At 73.3% G+C, this 17375-nt stretch carries 13 protein-coding genes; 2 read left to right on the top strand and 11 right to left on the bottom strand.

Annotated elements, in window-relative coordinates:
• Nucleotides 1-585: 585 nt before the first annotated feature.
• Nucleotides 586-1593, bottom strand: a complete 1008-nt coding sequence (locus tag ABZ721_RS02260) for a stage II sporulation protein M (protein WP_358786620.1) — start codon at nucleotides 1591-1593, stop codon at nucleotides 586-588.
• A 186-nt stretch (nucleotides 1594-1779) separates the two neighbouring features.
• On the opposite strand from ABZ721_RS02260, the gene ABZ721_RS02255 reads away from it, so the two are divergent.
• Nucleotides 1780-2757 (top strand): RDD family protein, encoded by a 978-nt coding sequence (locus ABZ721_RS02255; protein ID WP_358786619.1) that lies wholly within the window; start codon nucleotides 1780-1782, stop codon nucleotides 2755-2757.
• Nucleotides 2758-2787: 30 nt separating this feature from the next.
• Here the strand turns inward: ABZ721_RS02255 and ABZ721_RS02250 are convergent, their stop codons facing one another.
• From ABZ721_RS02250 to ABZ721_RS02215, 8 genes are all read right to left on the bottom strand, one after another.
• Nucleotides 2788-3402, bottom strand: a complete 615-nt coding sequence (locus ABZ721_RS02250; protein WP_358786618.1) for a hypothetical protein — start codon at nucleotides 3400-3402, stop codon at nucleotides 2788-2790.
• 102 nt (nucleotides 3403-3504) lie between these two features.
• The gene (gene ahcY, locus ABZ721_RS02245) at nucleotides 3505-4956 is read right to left on the bottom strand and encodes an adenosylhomocysteinase (protein WP_358786617.1); all 1452 of its coding nucleotides are present in this window, start codon (nucleotides 4954-4956) and stop codon (nucleotides 3505-3507) included.
• Nucleotides 4957-5268: 312 nt separating this feature from the next.
• Nucleotides 5269-6240 carry a cation diffusion facilitator family transporter gene (locus ABZ721_RS02240; RefSeq protein ID WP_358786616.1) on the bottom strand — a complete coding sequence of 324 codons (972 nt, stop codon included), beginning with the start codon at nucleotides 6238-6240 and terminating at the stop codon, nucleotides 5269-5271.
• An 84-nt stretch (nucleotides 6241-6324) separates the two neighbouring features.
• The gene (gene manA, locus ABZ721_RS02235) at nucleotides 6325-7539 is read right to left on the bottom strand and encodes a mannose-6-phosphate isomerase, class I (RefSeq protein ID WP_358786615.1); all 1215 of its coding nucleotides are present in this window, start codon (nucleotides 7537-7539) and stop codon (nucleotides 6325-6327) included.
• Between the two features lie 4 nt (nucleotides 7540-7543).
• The gene (locus ABZ721_RS02230; protein WP_358786653.1) at nucleotides 7544-8680 is read right to left on the bottom strand and encodes an SIS domain-containing protein; all 1137 of its coding nucleotides are present in this window, start codon (nucleotides 8678-8680) and stop codon (nucleotides 7544-7546) included.
• 96 nt (nucleotides 8681-8776) lie between these two features.
• Nucleotides 8777-8956: a Trm112 family protein gene (locus tag ABZ721_RS02225; protein ID WP_358786614.1), complete on the bottom strand. Its 180-nt coding sequence runs from the start codon at nucleotides 8954-8956 to the stop codon at nucleotides 8777-8779.
• Between the two features lie 197 nt (nucleotides 8957-9153).
• The gene (locus ABZ721_RS02220; RefSeq protein ID WP_358786613.1) at nucleotides 9154-10512 is read right to left on the bottom strand and encodes a phosphomannomutase/phosphoglucomutase; all 1359 of its coding nucleotides are present in this window, start codon (nucleotides 10510-10512) and stop codon (nucleotides 9154-9156) included.
• Nucleotides 10513-10594: 82 nt separating this feature from the next.
• Nucleotides 10595-11068 (bottom strand): DUF3499 domain-containing protein, encoded by a 474-nt coding sequence (locus ABZ721_RS02215; protein ID WP_358786652.1) that lies wholly within the window; start codon nucleotides 11066-11068, stop codon nucleotides 10595-10597.
• 205 nt (nucleotides 11069-11273) lie between these two features.
• Here ABZ721_RS02215 and ABZ721_RS02210 point away from each other — a divergent pair, with 205 nt between their 5' ends.
• The gene (locus tag ABZ721_RS02210) at nucleotides 11274-11735 is read left to right on the top strand and encodes a metallopeptidase family protein (RefSeq protein WP_358786612.1); all 462 of its coding nucleotides are present in this window, start codon (nucleotides 11274-11276) and stop codon (nucleotides 11733-11735) included.
• 90 nt (nucleotides 11736-11825) lie between these two features.
• On the opposite strand, the gene ABZ721_RS02205 is transcribed toward ABZ721_RS02210, so the two are convergent.
• A complete protein-coding gene (locus tag ABZ721_RS02205) occupies nucleotides 11826-13298 on the bottom strand; it encodes a DUF5719 family protein (protein ID WP_358786611.1) in 1473 nt (490 codons plus the stop codon).
• A gap of 126 nt (nucleotides 13299-13424) precedes the next feature.
• On the bottom strand, nucleotides 13425-17195 hold the full coding sequence (locus ABZ721_RS02200; RefSeq protein ID WP_358786610.1) for a glycosyltransferase: 3771 nt from the start codon (nucleotides 17193-17195) through the stop codon (nucleotides 13425-13427).
• Between the last annotated feature and the right edge of the window lie 180 nt (nucleotides 17196-17375).

Genomic DNA, 17375 nt, shown 5'->3' with positions numbered 1-17375 from the left:
TCCTCGCTGTGTAATTGCCTCCCACCAGTTCCCGTCCCGAAGGACCGGAGGGCGAAAGGACTTTGTTTCAAAGGAACCACCAAACGAAACCCGATTGGGTTCCGCCCGGGGTGTTTTAAGTCTGGCGTTGACTTTTGGCACGCTGTTGAGTTCTCAAGGAACGGACGCTTCCTTCGGTGCCGTTTCACCGGCGCCCTCCGGGCTTCCCTTCGTGTTTCCGACTCTATCAGACGCTTTCGCGTCCGATTCCCAGTCAGCGGGAGTTGTGCAATTCCTGCTCCAGCGTTTCCGCCTTTCGGCTTTCCCGCTGCACCCGACTTTAGCAGAAGCTTTCCGTCGGATTTCCCGCCTCCGTTTCGAGGACATGCGTATCCGCTCAGAGAATTCACTCGGATTGGATTTGCGATGTCTTCGTCGCGAAGAACGAAGAAGCAAGGAGACTCTATCGAGCCGCCTCGACCATGTCTAGTTCGTGACAACCGTTCGAATCTACCTACCCTGTCCTCCCGTGTCAACGGGTTTCTGGGGCGAAGAGGAGACTAACAGGTTTGGGACGCCGGATGCACATCCGGGGGGCCGGGGTGCTCAGGCAGCCGTCGGGAGTGTCGCGCTGCGGTCCGCGACGTCCAGGTCGCCGGTCTCGCCGTTGAGGGCCGCACGGCGGCCGACGCCGTAGACGTAGGCCAGGAACAGCAGTTCCGCGACGATGCCGATGGTGATGCGGGCCCAGGTCGGGAGGCCGGACGGGGTGACGAAGCCCTCGATGGCGCCGGAGACGAAGAGCACCGCGGCAAGGCCGATGGCCATGCCGATCGCGGCACGGCCCTCCTCGGCCAGTGCCGTTCTGCGGGAGCGGGGGCCCGGGTCGATCACCGTCCAGCCGAGCCGCAGGCCGGTGCCCGCCGCGACGAAGACGGCGGTGAGCTCCAGGAGGCCGTGCGGGAGGATCAGGCCCAGGAAGGTGTCGAGTCGGCCCGCCGAGCCCATCAGGCCGAGGCCCACGCCCAGGTTGAGCACGTTCTGCCACAGCACCCAGAGGACCGGCAGCCCGAGGAACACCCCGAGGACCAGGCACATCGCCGCGGCCTGCGCGTTGTTCGTCCACACCTGCGCGGCGAAGGACGCCGCCGGGTGGCTGGAGTAGTACGTCTCGTACTGGCCGCCGGGGCGGGTCATCGAACGGAGCGCCTCGGGGGCGCCGATGGCCGCCTGCGCTTCCGGGTGCTCGGCGATCCACCATCCGACGGCTGCGGCGACCGCCGTCGACAGCAGCGCCGTGGGCACCCACCAGTGCCGTGACCGGTAGACGGCCGCGGGGAAGACGCTGGTGAAGAAGCGGACCACATCCCGCCAGCTCGCCGTCCTGGCGCCGGCGACCGCGCTGCGGGCACGGGCGACCAGGGTGGTCAGCCGGCCGACGAGCGCCGGGTCCGGAGCGCTGGACTGGACGAGGGACAGATGGGTCGCCGTCCGCTGGTAGAGGCCGACCAGTTCGTCGGCCTCCTCGCCGGTGAGGCGGCGACGGCGTCCCAGCAGCGCTTCGAGCCGGTCCCACTCGTGCCGGTGGGCGGCGGCGAAGACATCCAGGTCCATGGGCTGCTGCTCCTGGGCGGAAGGAGGGCCGGACGGCGGCGCCGGGCGGTGCGCCCGGACCGCGGGAAGACCCCGTGTGTGGGAAGCCCCAGCTTGGCAGACCGGGCAGACTGTTCGGGCAGGGGTTCGCGCAACGGTTCGGTCGTCGGGTACGTGTGCGTACGTGGGGAAAAGAGGGGTTCGCGCGTGAGTGGACTGGTGACGGGCGAAGCGGTCGCGCTGGGGATGGACCCGGCCAAGCTGCCGAGCCGGGTGCTCGCTACGACGATCGACCTCGTCGTCTACTGGACCGGCTTCGTCGGGCTCATGTTCGCCCTCGCCGCGGCGACCTCGTCCCTCGACGACGCGGCGATCGCCGCGGTGTCGGTCGGCGCGATCCTGCTCATCCTGGTCGGCGTGCCGATAGCCGTCGAGACCCTCACCCGTGGGCGGTCGCTGGGCAAGATGGCCTGCGGGCTGCGCGTGGTGCGGGACGACGGCGGGCCCATCCGCTTCCGGCACGCGCTGGTGCGCGGGGCCGTGGGCGTCATCGAGATCCAGCTGTCGCTGGGGGTCATCGCGTGCATCGCGTCCCTGGTGTCGGCGCGTGGCCGCCGGCTGGGGGACGTCTTCGCCGGGGCCCTGGTCGTCCGCGAGCGCGTTCCGCGCCAGCACACGCAGCTGATGCCGCCGGCCCCGCCGTGGCTCGCGGCGCAGCTCGCCGGGGTGGACCTGTCGGGCGTGCCGGAGGGGCTGTGGCTCGCCGTACGGCAGTACCTCTCCCGGATGTGGCAGCTCGATCCGCAGGTGGGCTGGTCGATGGCGGAGCGGCTGGCGACGGATGTCGCCGCGTGCACGGGAGCTCGCCCGCCGCAGGGGACCCCGCCGGCGGCGTTCCTCGCCGCGGTGGTGGCCGAGCGGCAGTCGCGGGACGCCCGGCGGATGTTCGGCGCGGGCGGACCGCCGCCCGGCCCCTTCGCCGGAGCGCAGCCGCCCGCCGTACCGGCACCTGTCACACCCGCCCCCGCATACGCACCCGGAGCTCCGTCACCCATGCCGCCGACGGGCTACGCGCCGCCTGTTCCGCCCACGCGGCCCGTTCAGCCGGTGCGGCCCGCCCACCCCGCTCCGCCCGTGCGGCCCGCCCCCGAACCTCCGCGCACCGGCTTCGCTCCCCCGGCGTAGGAAGGTCCCCGGTCGCTCCGGAACCGCAGGTCAGGCGAACGCCGACGGCGGTGACTCGAGCTCTTCGAGTTCGATGCCCGGGGCCGACAGGACCACGTCGCCCGCGATGTGGATCTGCTGCTGCTCACCGGTGTCGAGCTCGGTCACCTGGTAGTTGTCCACAGGCAGCGGACCGCTGTCCGTCTCGTGTGTTGTCCTGTTGAGCAAGGCCCAGGACTGGTCGAGGGTGCGGGGCGCGAGCACGGGGGGTGCGAAGGAGACGAGGCGTACGCGGGTGGCGGGACCGCCCGGTTCGAGGCGCAGCAGTCGTGCGGTGGCGATGAGGAACGCGGGTGAGGCGCCCGTGAAGGCGTGGGCGGGGGCGTTGCCCTCCTGCGCCTGCTCGCCCGCGGGGTCGGTACGGACCCAGGTGACGCCGTCGATGGCCGCGCCGCGGACCTGCCAGCTGGACGCGTTCAGTTCGAGGCGGATGGGACGGCCGAGGTCGTCGACGGTCAGGTCGACGGAGCCGGAGTGATCGCCCGAGGGGGCGGTGAGCTGGGAGACGTAGCGCCAGCCGGAGGGGCCGGTGGCGCAGTGGAAGTGCTCTGCACCGAGGGGGGTGTGGTCATGCGTGTCGTGGAACGAGTATCGGCCTCTGGGCATGGTGGGGACCTTAGACGGCGAAGCCCCCGCCGTGGAAAACGACGGGGGCTTCGCTCGATGACGCTCGGGTGGACCGGCTGGGTCCGGCGCGTCAGGAGTGGATCAGTAGCGGTAGTGGTCCGCCTTGTACGGGCCCTCGACCGGGACGCCGATGTAGGCGGCCTGCTCCGGGCGGAGCGTGGTGAGCTTGACGCCGAGGGCGTCGAGGTGGAGGCGGGCGACCTTCTCGTCCAGGTGCTTCGGGAGCACGTAGACGCCGGTGGGGTACTCGCTCTGCTTGGTGAACAGCTCGATCTGGGCCAGGGTCTGGTCCGCGAAGGAGTTGGACATCACGAACGAGGGGTGACCGGTCGCGTTGCCGAGGTTCAGCAGACGGCCCTCGGACAGCACGATCAGGACCTTGCCGTCGGTGAACTTCCAGGTGTGGACCTGGGGCTTGACCTCGTCCTTGACGATGCCCGGGATCTTGGCCAGACCGGCCATGTCGATCTCGTTGTCGAAGTGGCCGATGTTGCCGACGATGGCCTGGTGCTTCATCTTGGCCATGTCGGCGGCCATGATGATGTCCTTGTTGCCGGTCGTGGTGATGAAGATGTCGGCGATCTCGACGACGTCGTCCAGCGTGGCGACCTGGTAGCCGTCCATCGCGGCCTGCAGTGCGCAGATCGGGTCGATCTCGGTGATGACGACGCGGGCGCCCTGGCCGCGCAGCGACTCGGCGCAGCCCTTGCCCACGTCGCCGTAGCCCAGGACGACGGCGAGCTTGCCGCCGATGAGGACGTCGGTGGCGCGGTTGATGCCGTCGATCAGGGAGTGGCGGCAGCCGTACTTGTTGTCGAACTTCGACTTGGTGACCGCGTCGTTGACGTTGATGGCCGGGAAGAGCAGCGAGCCTTCCTGCATCATCTCGTAGAGGCGGTGGACACCGGTGGTGGTCTCCTCGGTGACGCCGCGGATCTCCGACGAGAGCTGCGTCCACTTCTGGGGGTTCTCGGAGAGGGTGCGGTTGAGCACGCGCAGGATGTAGCCGTACTCCTCGCTGTCCGCGGTGGAGGGGTCCGGGGCCGCGCCGGCCTTCTCGAACTCGACACCCTTGTGCACGAGGAGCGTGGCGTCGCCGCCGTCGTCCAGGATCATGTTCGGGCCGCCGGTGGGCGTGTTCGGCCAGGTCAGCGCCTGCTCCGTGCACCACCAGTACTCTTCGAGGGTCTCGCCCTTCCAGGCGAAGACCGGCACGCCCTGCGGGTTCTCGGGGGTGCCGTTGGGGCCGACCGCGATGGCGGCGGCGGCGTGGTCCTGCGTGGAGAAGATGTTGCAGGACGCCCAGCGGACGTCCGCGCCCAGCGCGACCAGGGTCTCGATGAGCACGGCGGTCTGGATCGTCATGTGCAGCGAGCCGGTGATGCGGGCGCCGGCCAGCGGCTGCGCCTCGGCGTACTCGGCGCGGATCGACATCAGGCCGGGCATCTCGTGCTCGGCGAGGGTGATCTCCTTGCGGCCGTAGGCGGCCTGGGAGAGGTCTGCGACCTTGAAGTCAGTTGCGGTGGTGGTCATACGTGCTGCTCCTCGTTGAGATCTTCGAGGTGGACGGGGAATCGACGCAGCCGCAGGCCGACGAGGCAGCGCCCGTGAGCGGACACACCCGTCCCCTTGCAGCAGCGCATTCCGTCGGAGGCCCTCTCTCCCTCGCGCGGCGACCGCTTGCGCGGTGCCGCCCGACCGCCATCAGCAGCGACGTCTGGCTAATAACGAACTTACACCGGACGGCCGGGCGGCCCCCACCTCGTACCGGTTTCGGCCAGTGGTCGCCGTCACGAAGAGCAAGCGAGGGAGGTGGAACACAAGGGGCGTATGGCCACCAAAGCCTTAGGAGTGGAGCGGATCGCCACCCGGCGTCTGCAGGGGGTCGGGTCCGGCGGCCGCCGCGGACTCGTTGTAAATGTCCGGTTCGAGGTAGATGACGCGGGCGATCGGCACGGCGGCCCGGATGCGGGCCTCCGCGGCGTCGATCGCGCGGGCGACCTCTGCGGCGGTGTCGTCGTGCTGGACGGCGATCTTCGCGGCGACCAGCAGCTCCTCGGGGCCGAGGTGCAGGGTGCGCATGTGGATCACGCCGGTGACGGTGTGCCCGTCGACGATGGCCTCGCGGATCGCGGCCACCGATTCGGCGGCCGCGCTCTCGCCGAGCAGCAGCGACTTGGTCTCCGCGGCGAGCACGAGGGCGATCACGATGAGGAGGATGCCGATGCAGAGGGTGCCGATGCCGTCCCAGACGCCGTCGCCGGTGGCCAGCGCGATACCGACGCCGAACAGGGCGAGGATGAGGCCGATGAGCGCGCCGAAGTCCTCCAGCAGGACGACGGGCAGCTCGGGGGCCTTGGCGCGGCGGATGAAGTCCGTCCAGGAGTGCTCGCCGCGGGTCTGGTTGGACTCCTTGATCGCGGTCCGGAAGGAGAAGCCCTCCGCGATGATCGCGAAGACCAGGACGCCGACCGGCCAGTACCAGTGCTCGATCGCGTGCGGGTGCTTGATCTTCTCGTAGCCCTCGTAGAGCGCGAACATGCCACCGACGCTGAACAGCACGATCGAGACGAGGAAGGCGTAGATGTAGCGCTCGCGGCCGTAGCCGAACGGGTGCTCCTCGCTCGCCGCGCGCTTGGCCTTCTTGCCCCCGACGAGGAGCAGCGCCTGGTTCCCCGAGTCGGCGAGGGAGTGCACGCCCTCGGCGAGCATGGACGACGATCCGCTGAACGCGAATGCCACGAACTTCGCCACGGCGATGGCGAGGTTGGCGCTCAATGCGGCGACGATCGCCTTGGTTCCGCCTGACGCGCTCATAGGTGTTGGTTCGTCCCTTCGGTCCTCGGCTCCGGCCCCGGCCACTGGCCGGTCATTCTTGCAGGCTGCCCTGCGGACGGCGCGTCAGGCCACCACCGTGGCGCGGAAAACGGTGGCGCCGGTGCCGGCCCCTCCCGCGCAGGCCAGCTCCACCTGCTCGCCCGCGGGGACGAAGGCGGACTCGCCGGGGGCCAGGGTCAGCTCGCCCCGGGGGGAGCGCAGCCGCGCGGTGCCGCCGGTGCAGAGCAGGATCTGCGGGGTGCGGGCGTCGGGGGTGCGGGCCTCGCCGCCGGGGGCGAGCACGTAGCGCGAGAGCCGGAACTCGTCGATGGGCGTCTCGTAGACCTCCTCGCCGTTCGAGGAGACCTCGGGGCGCAGGACGCCCGGGTCGGTGGGCTCGAAGCGGACGACGCGCAGCAGCTCCGGCACGTCCACGTGCTTGGGGGTCAGGCCGCAGCGCAGCACGTTGTCGGAGTTGGCCATGATCTCGACGCCGAGGCCGTCGAGGTAGGCGTGCGGCACGCCGGCGCCGAGGTAGAGGGCTTCGCCGGGCTGCAGCGTCACGTGGTTGAGGAGCATGGCCGCGATGACGCCCGGGTCGCCGGGGAAGGCGTGGGCCGTCGCTGCGTAGGCGGCGAAGGCGGCCGCGTGCGGGCCGCCCCGCTCGGCGAGGGCGGCGGCGGACAGGGCGGCCTCCTCGACCGTCCGGCCCATCGCGTCGCGGTCGGCGGTCAGGACGGCGGCGAGGACCTCGCGCAGCGCGCCGGTCCCGGGCTGTGCGCGCAGGACGTCCACGTACGGCTTGAGCGAGTCCACGGCGAGGGCTTCGAGGAGTTCGGCGGCCTCGGCGGGGTGCCGGAAGCCGCACAGCCCGTCGAAGGGGGTGAGCGCGACGATGGCCTCGGGCTTGTGGTTCGCGTCCTTGTAGTTGCGGTGCGGGGCGTCGACGGGGATGCCGCGCGCCTCCTCGTCCGCGAAGCCCGTCCGCGCCTGCGCGAGGTCGGGGTGGACCTGGAGCGACAGGGGCGCGCCGGCCGCGAGGACCTTGAACAGGAACGGCAGCCGGGGGCCGAAGCGCCGCACGGCGGGCTCGCCGAGTTCCGCGGCCGGATCGGCGTCGATCACCTCGTTGAGCGGGACCGGTCCCGCGCCCCGGTCGATCCGCGAGGGTGCTCCCGGGTGCGCACCCATCCACAGTTCCGCCTGCGGCTCGCCGGTGGGGGCGGTGCCGAGCAGTTCCGGGATGGCGGTCGTGGAGCCCCAGGCGTAGGGACGCACGGTGTTGGTCAGGCGGTCCATGGCTTCATGATCTTTCGGCAGAGGCCACGGTGAGGTAGACCGAGGCGAAGTCCGTCAGGGCGAGCAGCTCGGCGGTGGTCTCCAGGACGCCGCCGTCGGCCGGGGTGATCTCACTGAGCGGCGTGTCGTGGGCGTAGGCCAGTTCGCGGGCGGCGGGGGCCGCCACTGCCTGGTGCCCGGCGTCCTCCCGCAGCAGGACGACGCGCAGCCGCAGCTCCTGCTGGTCCTCGACGCGGTCCCGGAAGAAGTCGTCGGGGTCGGTGCCGGGCGAGAGCGTGCCGCCGAGCAGGGCGCCGTGGGCGGCCAGCGCCTCGGGCAGCTCCCCGGCCAGCGCGGGGCGGCCGGTCCTGGTGGCGAGGACGGCCGCGAAGCGGCGGGCGGCCGGGGTCGCGGTCGGCCCGGTGCTCCACAGCAGCGGCAGGGCGTCGGCCAGCTCGGTGGCCAGCGTCTTGGCGGGGTTGTTGTACGTCGCGACGGCCGGTCCGCAGCGGGTGGCGACCTCGTCGAGCCGGTCGGCGACGGCCTGCACCGCGGTCGGCGGGGCGGTGAAGAGCCCGATGCGGTCGGCGAGCGTGAAGAGCGGGGTGAGCAGCGCCCACAGTGCGCCGGGGTCCTCGGCGGGGGCGCCGGACGGTCCGGCCAGGAGCGGGGACGCGGGCGCGGCGTACGGGATCGTCAGGCCGCGCGCCTGCTCCAGCGCCTCGGCGAGCGGCGACTTGGCGGGCGCCACGGCGACGACGGTGCAGCCGCGCCGGTAGGCCTGCTCGACGAGGCCGACGAGGCCGGCCTCCCGGCCGCTCGCGGTGGTGAGCAGCACCAGGTCGAGCGGGCCGGTCCAGCCGGGGAGCGTCCAGTGCGGCTCGTACGGGGTCGGTCCGGCCGCCCGCAGCGGTATGACGGGGCAGCTGCCCGCCCCGAGCGCACCGAGCACGTCGGCCACGGCGGCGGCCTCGGGCCCGGAGCCGGCGACGAGCACGGTGCGCGGCCGGCCGTCGGGGCGCAGGTCCTGGACGCCTGCCTCCTGCGTGAGGCGCGCCGCGGTCCGCACGCGGGCGCCCGCGGCCGCTGCGCCGAGCAGCAGCCCGCGGGTGTCGGCGCGGGCGAGGGCGTCGGGGTCGTCAAGCAGCGACTCGTCGAGCATCGGGACCTCCGGGTCCTGGTCCGTCACCCCGGGCACGTCCTGCCCGGGAGGTCACGGGTCCCCGTCCCGGGGGCCCGGTCAGGCCGTGCCGGCCGGTCAGGAGGGGCGGCGGGCCTCGTCGATGAGCAGGACGGGGATGTCGTCACGTACCGGGTAGGCGAGGCCGCAGCTGTCCGAGGTGCACACGAGTTCGTTCGCTTCGGTGTCCTCACGGAGCGGGGCGTGGCACGCCGGGCAGGCGAGGATCTCCAGGAGGCTGGCTTCGACGAGCGACATGGGGTGAGTCCTTCGGACGGTGAGGTTCGGGCAGTGCGTTCGGGCGGGGTGGTTCTGGCCGGTGTTCCCGGTCCGGTGGTTCTCGCCGGTCGGTGCGGCCGGGTGCTGCGCGCGGTGCGGCCCGTTCGGCCGCTTCGGCCGCCGCCTCGCGGCGGCGGGGCACCGCGTGATCAGCCTATCGCCGGGGTCGGGCCGCGTCAGGCCCGGATGACGGCGAGGGCCTCGTCGCGGACGCGGTCGACGGTGGCCGCGTCGCGGGCCTCCACGTTCAGCCGCAGCAGCGGCTCGGTGTTGGAGGCGCGGACGTTGAACCACCAGTCGGCCGTGGTGACCGTGAGGCCGTCCAGCTCGTCCAGCTCGACGCCCGGCCGGCTCGCGTACGCCGCGCGGATCGCGGCCACCCGGCCCGCCTGGTCGGCGACGGTGCTGTTGATCTCGCCGGAGGAGGGGTAGCGGTCGTACTCGGCGACCAGCTCGGACAGGGTGCCGTCCTGCGCGCCGAGCGCGGCCAGCACGTGCAGGGCGGCGAGCATGCCCGTGTCGGCGTTCCAGAACTCGCGGAAGTAGTAGTGGGCGGAGTGCTCGCCGCCGAAGATCGCGCCGGTGCGGGCCATCTCCTGCTTGATGAAGGAGTGGCCGACGCGGGTGCGCACCGTCTTCCCGCCGTGCTCCGCGACGACCTCGGGCACGGACCAGGACGTGATCAGGTTGTGGATGATCGTGCCGCCCGGGTGCTTGGCCAGCTCCCGCGCGGCGACCAGGGCGGTGATCGCCGACGGCGACACCGGCTCGCCGCGCTCGTCGACCGCGAAGCAGCGGTCGGCGTCGCCGTCGAAGGCCAGGCCCAGGTCGGCGCCGGTCTCCAGGACCTTCGCCTGGAGGTCGACCAGGTTCTTCGGGTCGAGCGGGTTCGCCTCGTGGTTGGGGAAGGTGCCGTCCAGCTCGAAGTAGAGCGGCACCAGTTCCAGCGGCAGCCCCGCGAAGACAGTCGGGACGGTGTGGCCGCCCATCCCGTTGCCCGCGTCCACCACGACCTTCAGCCGGCGGATGCCGCCGAGGCCGACCAGGCCCCGCAGGTAGCCGGCGTAGTCGGCCAGCACGTCCCGCTGGGTGATCGTGCCGGCGGTGGCAGCGGGCTCCGGAGCGCCCTGCGCGGTCCACCGCTCGGCCAGCGCGCGGATGTCGGCCAGGCCGGTGTCCTGGCCCACGGGGGCCGCGCCCTTGTGGCACATCTTGATGCCGTTGTACTGCGCGGGGTTGTGGCTGGCGGTGAACATCGCGCCGGGCAGGTCCAGTTGCCCGCTGGCGAAGTACAGCTCGTCCGTCGAGCACAGGCCGATCTCGGTGACGGAGGCGCCGAGGGCGGCCGCGCCGCGCGCGAAGGCGCGGGACAGTCCCGGCGAGGAGGGGCGCATGTCGTGGCCGACGACGATCGCGTCGGCCTTGGTGACGGTGACGAACGCGGCGCCGAAGAGTTCGGCGACCGACTCGTCCCACTGGTCGGGGACCACGCCGCGAATGTCGTAGGCCTTGACGATCTGCGACAAGTCGGACACAGCACACCCCTGTTGGACAGCGCCGGACGGCGGCGCGCGGAAAACTCCCGCTCAACCTACCCCGGCGGGGTGATCGGCCGGCTCAGGGCTCGGGCGAGCGCAGCACCCTCAGGTGGCCCCGGCGGGCGACCTCTATCGGGTCCACTTCCCGGCCGCGGGAGACGTTCGCGGGGCGCTCCGGCGGCCGGGCCGCCTCGCGCACCGCGTTGGCGAGCGCTTCGAGGTCGTCGCCGCTGGGGAGGACGGGGCCGCTGTCCACGGCGAGCCGAACGACTTCCCAGCCGCGCGGGGCGGTGAGGCGCTCGGAGTGCTCGTGGCAGAGGTCGTAGCAGTGCGGCTCGGCGTAGGTCGCGAGCGGGCCGAGTACGGCGGTCGAGTCCGCGTAGACGTACGTCAGCGTCGCGACGGCGGGTCGGCCGCAAGCGGTCCGCGAACAGCGACGTACAGGGCTCACGACGTTGGACGCTACCGCACTCTTGAGCGGGCCGCGACGACTCTCCCTGACCTCACCCTGTCGTGTCGTCCCGGTTCGCCGGGAACGCCGGGAAACCGCGATCACGGGCTGACCTGCGGGGAGCCACCGAAGGGGTGGTGCGCGGGCGGCGATCACGCCCCCGGGCCGACCGGGACACCACCGCAGCCGGGTCGGCGCCCGGCCCGGCTCGACTCCCCCTCGCCGCCGGCTCGGCGCCCGCTCGACAGGGCGCGCCACCCGTCGTCCGCGGTGTACCGGGGCCCCGGGAGGACTAGGCTCAAAGGCGATGGACAGCCCCGTACCTCCCTCTTCAGACCCTCGTCCGCGTCGTCGCGACCGCCATGGCCGCGGGATGCGCGGACCCATCGCGCCCCCGCAGGTGCCGCTCGCGCTCACCCGCGCGGACGCCTTCGACGATCTCGTACGGGACGCCGCCGACCGGCTGGAGAGGCGCTGGCCGCAACTGGCCGACGTCGAGTTCGCCGTGCAGGAGGTGCCGCTCGTCTCCGACGCGGGCAAACCGGCGGCGGCGGACGACTCCGACGACGGCAGTGTGCCGCTCGGCCGGCTGATCAGCGCCCGCAAGGACGCGCCCAGCCGCATCGTGGTCTACCGCCGCCCGGTGGAGATCCGGGCCAAGAGCCATGACGAGCGGGCGATGCTCGTGCACGAGGTCGTCGTCGAGCAGGTGGCCGAGCTGCTGGGGCTCTCCCCGGAGAACGTCGACCCCAAGTACGGCCAGGAGTAGCCAGGGGCGGACGGAAGGGGCGGGCGGCACGGAGCCGGGCCCGCCCCCGGCCGTCGGTCCTGGGGCGGCGCCGTCAGCAGTCGTCGGTCGTCAGTGGTCGAGGATCGTCAGGTCCGGCCTGGTCTTGGGGACCACCACCGTGCCCCGGTCGTCCGGCATCGGCTGGACGGTGAACATCGGGATGCCGTTCAGCGGCAGCGACAGCATGCGCGAGGCGTAGACCGGGCCGCCGGAGACCGGCTCGACGGTCACGGCGAAGGCGCCCTTGCCCGACGAGGGCGCGGGCGGTTCGAGCGCCACGGTGGTGCCGGCCTTCACGGTGATGTTCTTGCTGACCGGCGCTCCGCCGTCGGTGGCCGCCGAGGTGGTGACCTTCACGACCGCCTCCTTGACCGGTGCGACCAGGGACAGCGTCGACGCCTTCAGCCGGTTGTCGGCGGCCGTGGCCCGGGCGTCGATCCTCGGGGTGGCGGGCAGGAAGGCGAGCTCCTGCTTGGCGCCGGTGCCCCGGGTGATCCGCAGGGCGCCGACGACCGGGACGGCGGTGTGCGCCCCGCTCGCGGCCAGCACGAGGGAGCCGGCCTCGCCCTTGGTGACGTCCCCGAGGTCGATGGTGGCCGTCATGCTGCTCTTGACGTGCAGCGTCTCGTGGCCGGCCGGGGTGATGGAGCCGGTCGGCGAGGCGAGCCGCACCGACAGGTCGGCGTCCTCCTGGCCGGGGGCGAACACGACGAGCTGCACGGAGGTCGCGTCCGCGGGGATGCCGGGGAAGACCAGCCCGGCGGCCGGGTCCGCGGCGGCGGGCAGCCAGTCCGCGCCGGCCTTGGCGTCCGTGGCCTGGACGGCCGCGCCGACCCGCCCGCTGCGGACCGTGACGTGCACGGTCAGGTCCGGGGCCTTGTCCGTGACGAGGGTGGAGAGCAGGATCGACGCGCTGCCCTGCGAGGGGACGGTGAGGCCGTCGCTGGTCGTGGGTTTCAGCGCGCCGTCCTTGCCGAACAGTTCGACGTCGACGACGGCGTCCATGTCGTCGGGGTTCACCAGGTGCAGGAAGTCCTGGCGGTCGGCGGCGGTGCTCGCGGCCGGGAACCAGAACTCGCTGTCGGGGGCGACGCAGGACGTGCCGAGCACGCCGCGGCCGGGGCCGGCGCTGACCACGGTCGTCTGCTGGACGCCCCAGCCGGGCGCCAGGGCGCCGTCGGCGGAGCCGATGAGCGCCGGGCCGTCGGCCTTGTCGACCTTGGCGGTGACCGGCGCTCCCGGCTCCGTGAGCGGCGCGAGCGGCTTCGCCTTGGCTCCGGCGGCCCCGGTGGCCGGCAGCAGCTGGGCGGTGCCCTGCTTGGCGGCCTGGGCGCCCTTGGGGGTGAACGAGGTGTATGTGGTGGACGCCAGCTCGGAGGCGGACGGCGCCGGGCAGACGAGCGCCGACCGCTGCACGGGCTGCCGCGCCGCGGAGACGACGGGCGCGGCGGCCGGGTCGCCGGCTCCGGTGAGCACGGCCGCGCCGGTGAGGGCGGCGAGTGCTGCGGTCGCTCCCGCCAGGGAGATGATGCTGCGGTTCACTGACTTTCACCTCGCGGTGTTGCCCGGGGCCGGCCGGTCGGCCTGGTCACGGCCGGCGTGACGTGCGTACGTGCCTGATGTGGGAGGACCCGGCGGACGTTTCCGCGGTCCGCCGGGTCGCGGTGCTCAGGGCCGGCGGTCGCCCCCGTCGCGGTGCTGGTCGCCTTCGGGGTAGTACCCGTTGCCGTCCTCATCCTGGCGGTACGGGTCGTAGGCCGGCTGCGGCCGGCCGCCGTAGGTGTACGGGTCGGCGTAGCCGCCGTTGTTCTGGTCGTACCCGCCCTGGTGGTGCTGCGGGTCGTAGCCGGTGTTCTGGTTCGGGTCGTAGCCGCTGTTCTGCTGGTCGTAGCCGGCGTTCTGCTGCTGGCCGTAGCCGCCGGGGTCGGCGGGGGCGGCGTACTGGTAGCCGTCCCACTGCTGGCCGTACGGCTCCTGCTGCGGGATGGCGGCGTACGGGTCAGCGCCCGGGTCGGCCGGTTCGGCCGCGTACGGGTCGTACTGGTCCGGGATGGCGGCGGCCGGGGACTCGGCCGGTTCCTCCCCGTCCGGATCGCCCGCGTCGTCGTCGGCGTCCGCGGCGTCGGCCTCGGCGTCCGCCGCGGCCTGGAGGCGGCGGGCGCGGCGGCCCTCGCCGGACGCCTGCGCCGGGATCCCGGAGGCGGACATGTCGGCGGCGACCGCTTCGGGCTCCGGCAGGTCGTCGTCGACCTGGCGGCGACGCCCCGGCAGGGCCAGGACCACCACGACGAGCAGCAGGAAGGCCTGCGCCAGCAGCCAGCCGGTGTGGGTGACCGGGTCCTCGTAGGTGACGTCGAGCCGGCCGCCGTCGGCGGGCAGTTCGAAGCCCTGCGCCCACTCGTCGACCTTGGTGGCCTTCAGCGCGCGGCCGTCGAGCGTCGCGTGCCAGCCGGCGGAGGCCGCGTCGGCGAGGCGCAGGACCCTTCCGGCGCCGCCCGCCGGGATCTTGGCGTGCGCCTCGACCCGCCAGGCGGGGACGGGCACCGGGGCCGCGTCCTTGCTGACGATGGCGATCCGGGAGACGGCCGCGTCGACGCGCCACAGGGCGCTGCCGTCGGCCTGGCTGACGCGGGTCAGGCCCGGGGTGCTGTCGAGCACCCGGCCCATCTCGCGCGGGGCGCCGGGCTGCACGAGGACGTAGCGGACGGCGTAGCCGGACAGGCGGGCCGCCTGGTCGGCGCCGGAGCCCGCCACCAGGTTGGCGACCGTGTCGTCCAGACGGCTGTCGCGGCCCGCCTCGGCGGCGAGTTCCGCGTCGCCCAGCCGGGCGCCGGCGCCGCGGACCAGGACGTACGCGACGCCTGCCGGCTCGCCGTCGAGGACCAGGGTGCGGGCCTGGTCGGTGCTGCTGCTCTCCTCCGCGACGAACGCGGGGACCTGTACCGCGTCAGCCCGCTTGAGCGGTCCGTTGGCGCCGTCCTGGACCCACGTGAAGGCGGCCAGCAGCGGGGCCGCCGCGGCGGCCAGGGCGATCAGCGCGGCGACGGGCTGCCGCCAACCGAAGCCCATGGCGGCGATGCGGTCCTTGGCGCCCTCGGCGCCGATCGCGGCGGCGGACAGCAGCGCGAGGCCGTAGACGAGGGTGGCCGGACCGGCCCACGCGTCACCGTTCTCCACGATGGCGAAGAGCAGTCCGATCAGCGCGACGGCCCACGCGGTGAGGACCGCGAGCCGGCGTTCGGAGCGCATCAGGGCGGCGAGCGCGGCCAGCACGAGGCCGACGAGCAGCAGTCCGCCCGAGCCGTTCGGCCCGCCGGGGCTGATCATCAGCAGGTCGACGGCCGAGGCGGCCCGGGTGCCGTAGGGCAGGCCCGCCTCGTGCAGGAACCTGCTGGGATGCGTGAGCAGGGAGAGCGACCAGGGCGCGAGGAGCACCATCGGGGTGACGATCAGCGCCGCGGAGCGCAGCAGGTGCGGGACGAGCAGCCGCTGCTGGCCGCGGACCAGCCGCAGCGCGAGCACGCCCGCGCACAGCACCAGGGCGATCGGCCAGACCAGCGGGGTGAACGCCGTCGTGAACGTCAGCATCAGCGCGAGCGCCCACGTGGCGCGCCAGCTGGGCCGCGCGCCGCGGTCGACGGCGCCGTCGGTCAGCTGCAGTCCCGCGGTGGAGATCGCGGCGCGGGCCATGAGCGGCAGCAGGATGGCGAGGACCGCGGTACCGAGGCGGCCGCCGGCCAGCGCTCCGGTGGCGGCGGGCAGGAACGCGTAGGCGACGCTGGCCCAGGCGCGCAGCAGGCGGGACTCGACCAGCGGCCGGGACGCGAAGTAGGCGGTGACGCCGGCCAGCGGGACGGAGGCGACCAGCAGCACCGTCAGGGTGAGCCCGGTGCTGCCGAACAGGACGCTCGAGAAGAGCGCCAGGACCGCGAGGTAGGGCGGGGCGGGCTGGGTGCCGCCGGTGCCCAGGGCGTGCCAGGCGCCGCTGTACGAGGCCCACAGGTCGGAGGCGCCGGGGGCGGCGGGCAGCAGCGCGCCGCCGAGCAGCGAGCCGCCGCCGAGCAGCCCGCGGCAGGCGGCGAGGGAGACGAGCAGCAGCACGGCGAAGAGCACCGGGCCCGGTTTGCGGGCGATGCGCTTGAGCCGGGCGAACTGCTCGACCTCGATGTAGTCGCCGTCCTCGTCGCCGGGGCCGGACTCGATGCCGCCGCCATGGCGGCCGGCGGCCGCGGCGGCTGCCTCGGAGCGGCCGGAGAAGTTGCTGACGACCTGGTCGACGGTGGCCCGCACGGTAGCGCCGGGCGGCGGGAAGAGCGGTCGCAGTTCGGACGCCGGGACGGCGCCCTGGCCGCGGCGGCGGCGCGCGCCGAGCACCCGGCCGGGGCGCAGCAGCACCCGCAGCAGCCCGACGATCTCGTCGACGGCCTGCACCGGTACCTTGCCGACGAGGTAGGCGAGGGTGCGCAGCAGGGTGCCGAGGACGATCCGCAGCATCACGTACGGCAGCAGCGGGCCGCGGGTGTTGGCCAGCAGCGTGAAGACGGCGCCGGCCTTGTCGACCCGGTGCGGGTTGACGGCGGAGCGGCCGGCGCAGTCCACCGGGCGGCGTTCGCGGGAGGCGGCCTCGGCGTGCCGCATCACGGCGTCCGGGGCGACCAGGACCGTGTGGCCGGCGGCCTGGGCGCGCCAGCAGAAGTCGACGTCGTCGCGCATGAGCGGCACATGGCGGTCGAAGCCGCCCAGCTCGTCCCACACGTCCCGGCGGACCAGCATGCCGGCGCTGGACACGGACAGGACCTGACGGATCTGGTCGTGCTGCCCCTGGTCCTGCTCGCGGCGTTCGAGACCGGTCCAGCGGCGGCCGCTGCGGGCGACGCTGACACCGACCTCCAGCAGCTGCCGGGCGTCGTACCAGCTGAGCAGCTTGGGGCCGATGACCGCGGCGGACGGCGAGGAGTCGGCGGTACGGAGCAGCGCGGCCAGGGCGCCGGGCTCCGGCTCGCAGTCGTCGTGCAGCAGCCAGAGCCACTCGACGGGCTCGCCGTGCGGGTGGTCGGGCTCGTCGTACGCGTCATCGTTCCAGCTGCGGCTGACCGGGTCCCATCCGCTGGCACGCCGCAGGTACGGCAGTTGCTCGGCGGTGAGCCGGCCGGCGGCGCGGGCCGCCTCGTCCACGGCCGCGCCGAAGCTGGTGCGGCGGGCGAGGTGGAGCACCCGCTGGGCGCCGATGGATCCGGCGAGGATCTGGGCGGAGTCGTCGGCGCTGCCGGTGTCGGCGGCGATCACGTCCTGGACCGGTCGGTCCTGGGCGAGGAGGCCCGAGAGCGCGTTGGGCAGCCACCGGGCGCCGTCGTGCGCGACGAGCACGGCGGTGACGACATGGCGCGGCAACTCTGGGGCGGCCGGGAAAAAGGCCGACGCTTGGCTGTTCACGGACATCCGGTTCGGGCCCCGGTTCGCTGGACTGCGGTGGACGCTGTGACCCGTGGGGTCGACGGCGCGCCTCGGACGGGCCCCCACACTAACGGCTTACACGCGCGGCCCCTCCCGAAGCCTGTGGATAACCGGGCGCTGCGGCACCGGGGGTGCCGGGCACGACAACGGCCCGCCTCCCGGCGG

It is taken from the genome of Streptomyces sp. NPDC006733 (assembly GCF_040636125.1).
GTDB lineage: Bacteria > Actinomycetota > Actinomycetes > Streptomycetales > Streptomycetaceae > Actinacidiphila.
This window is presented reverse-complemented; position numbering and strand designations above follow the sequence as displayed.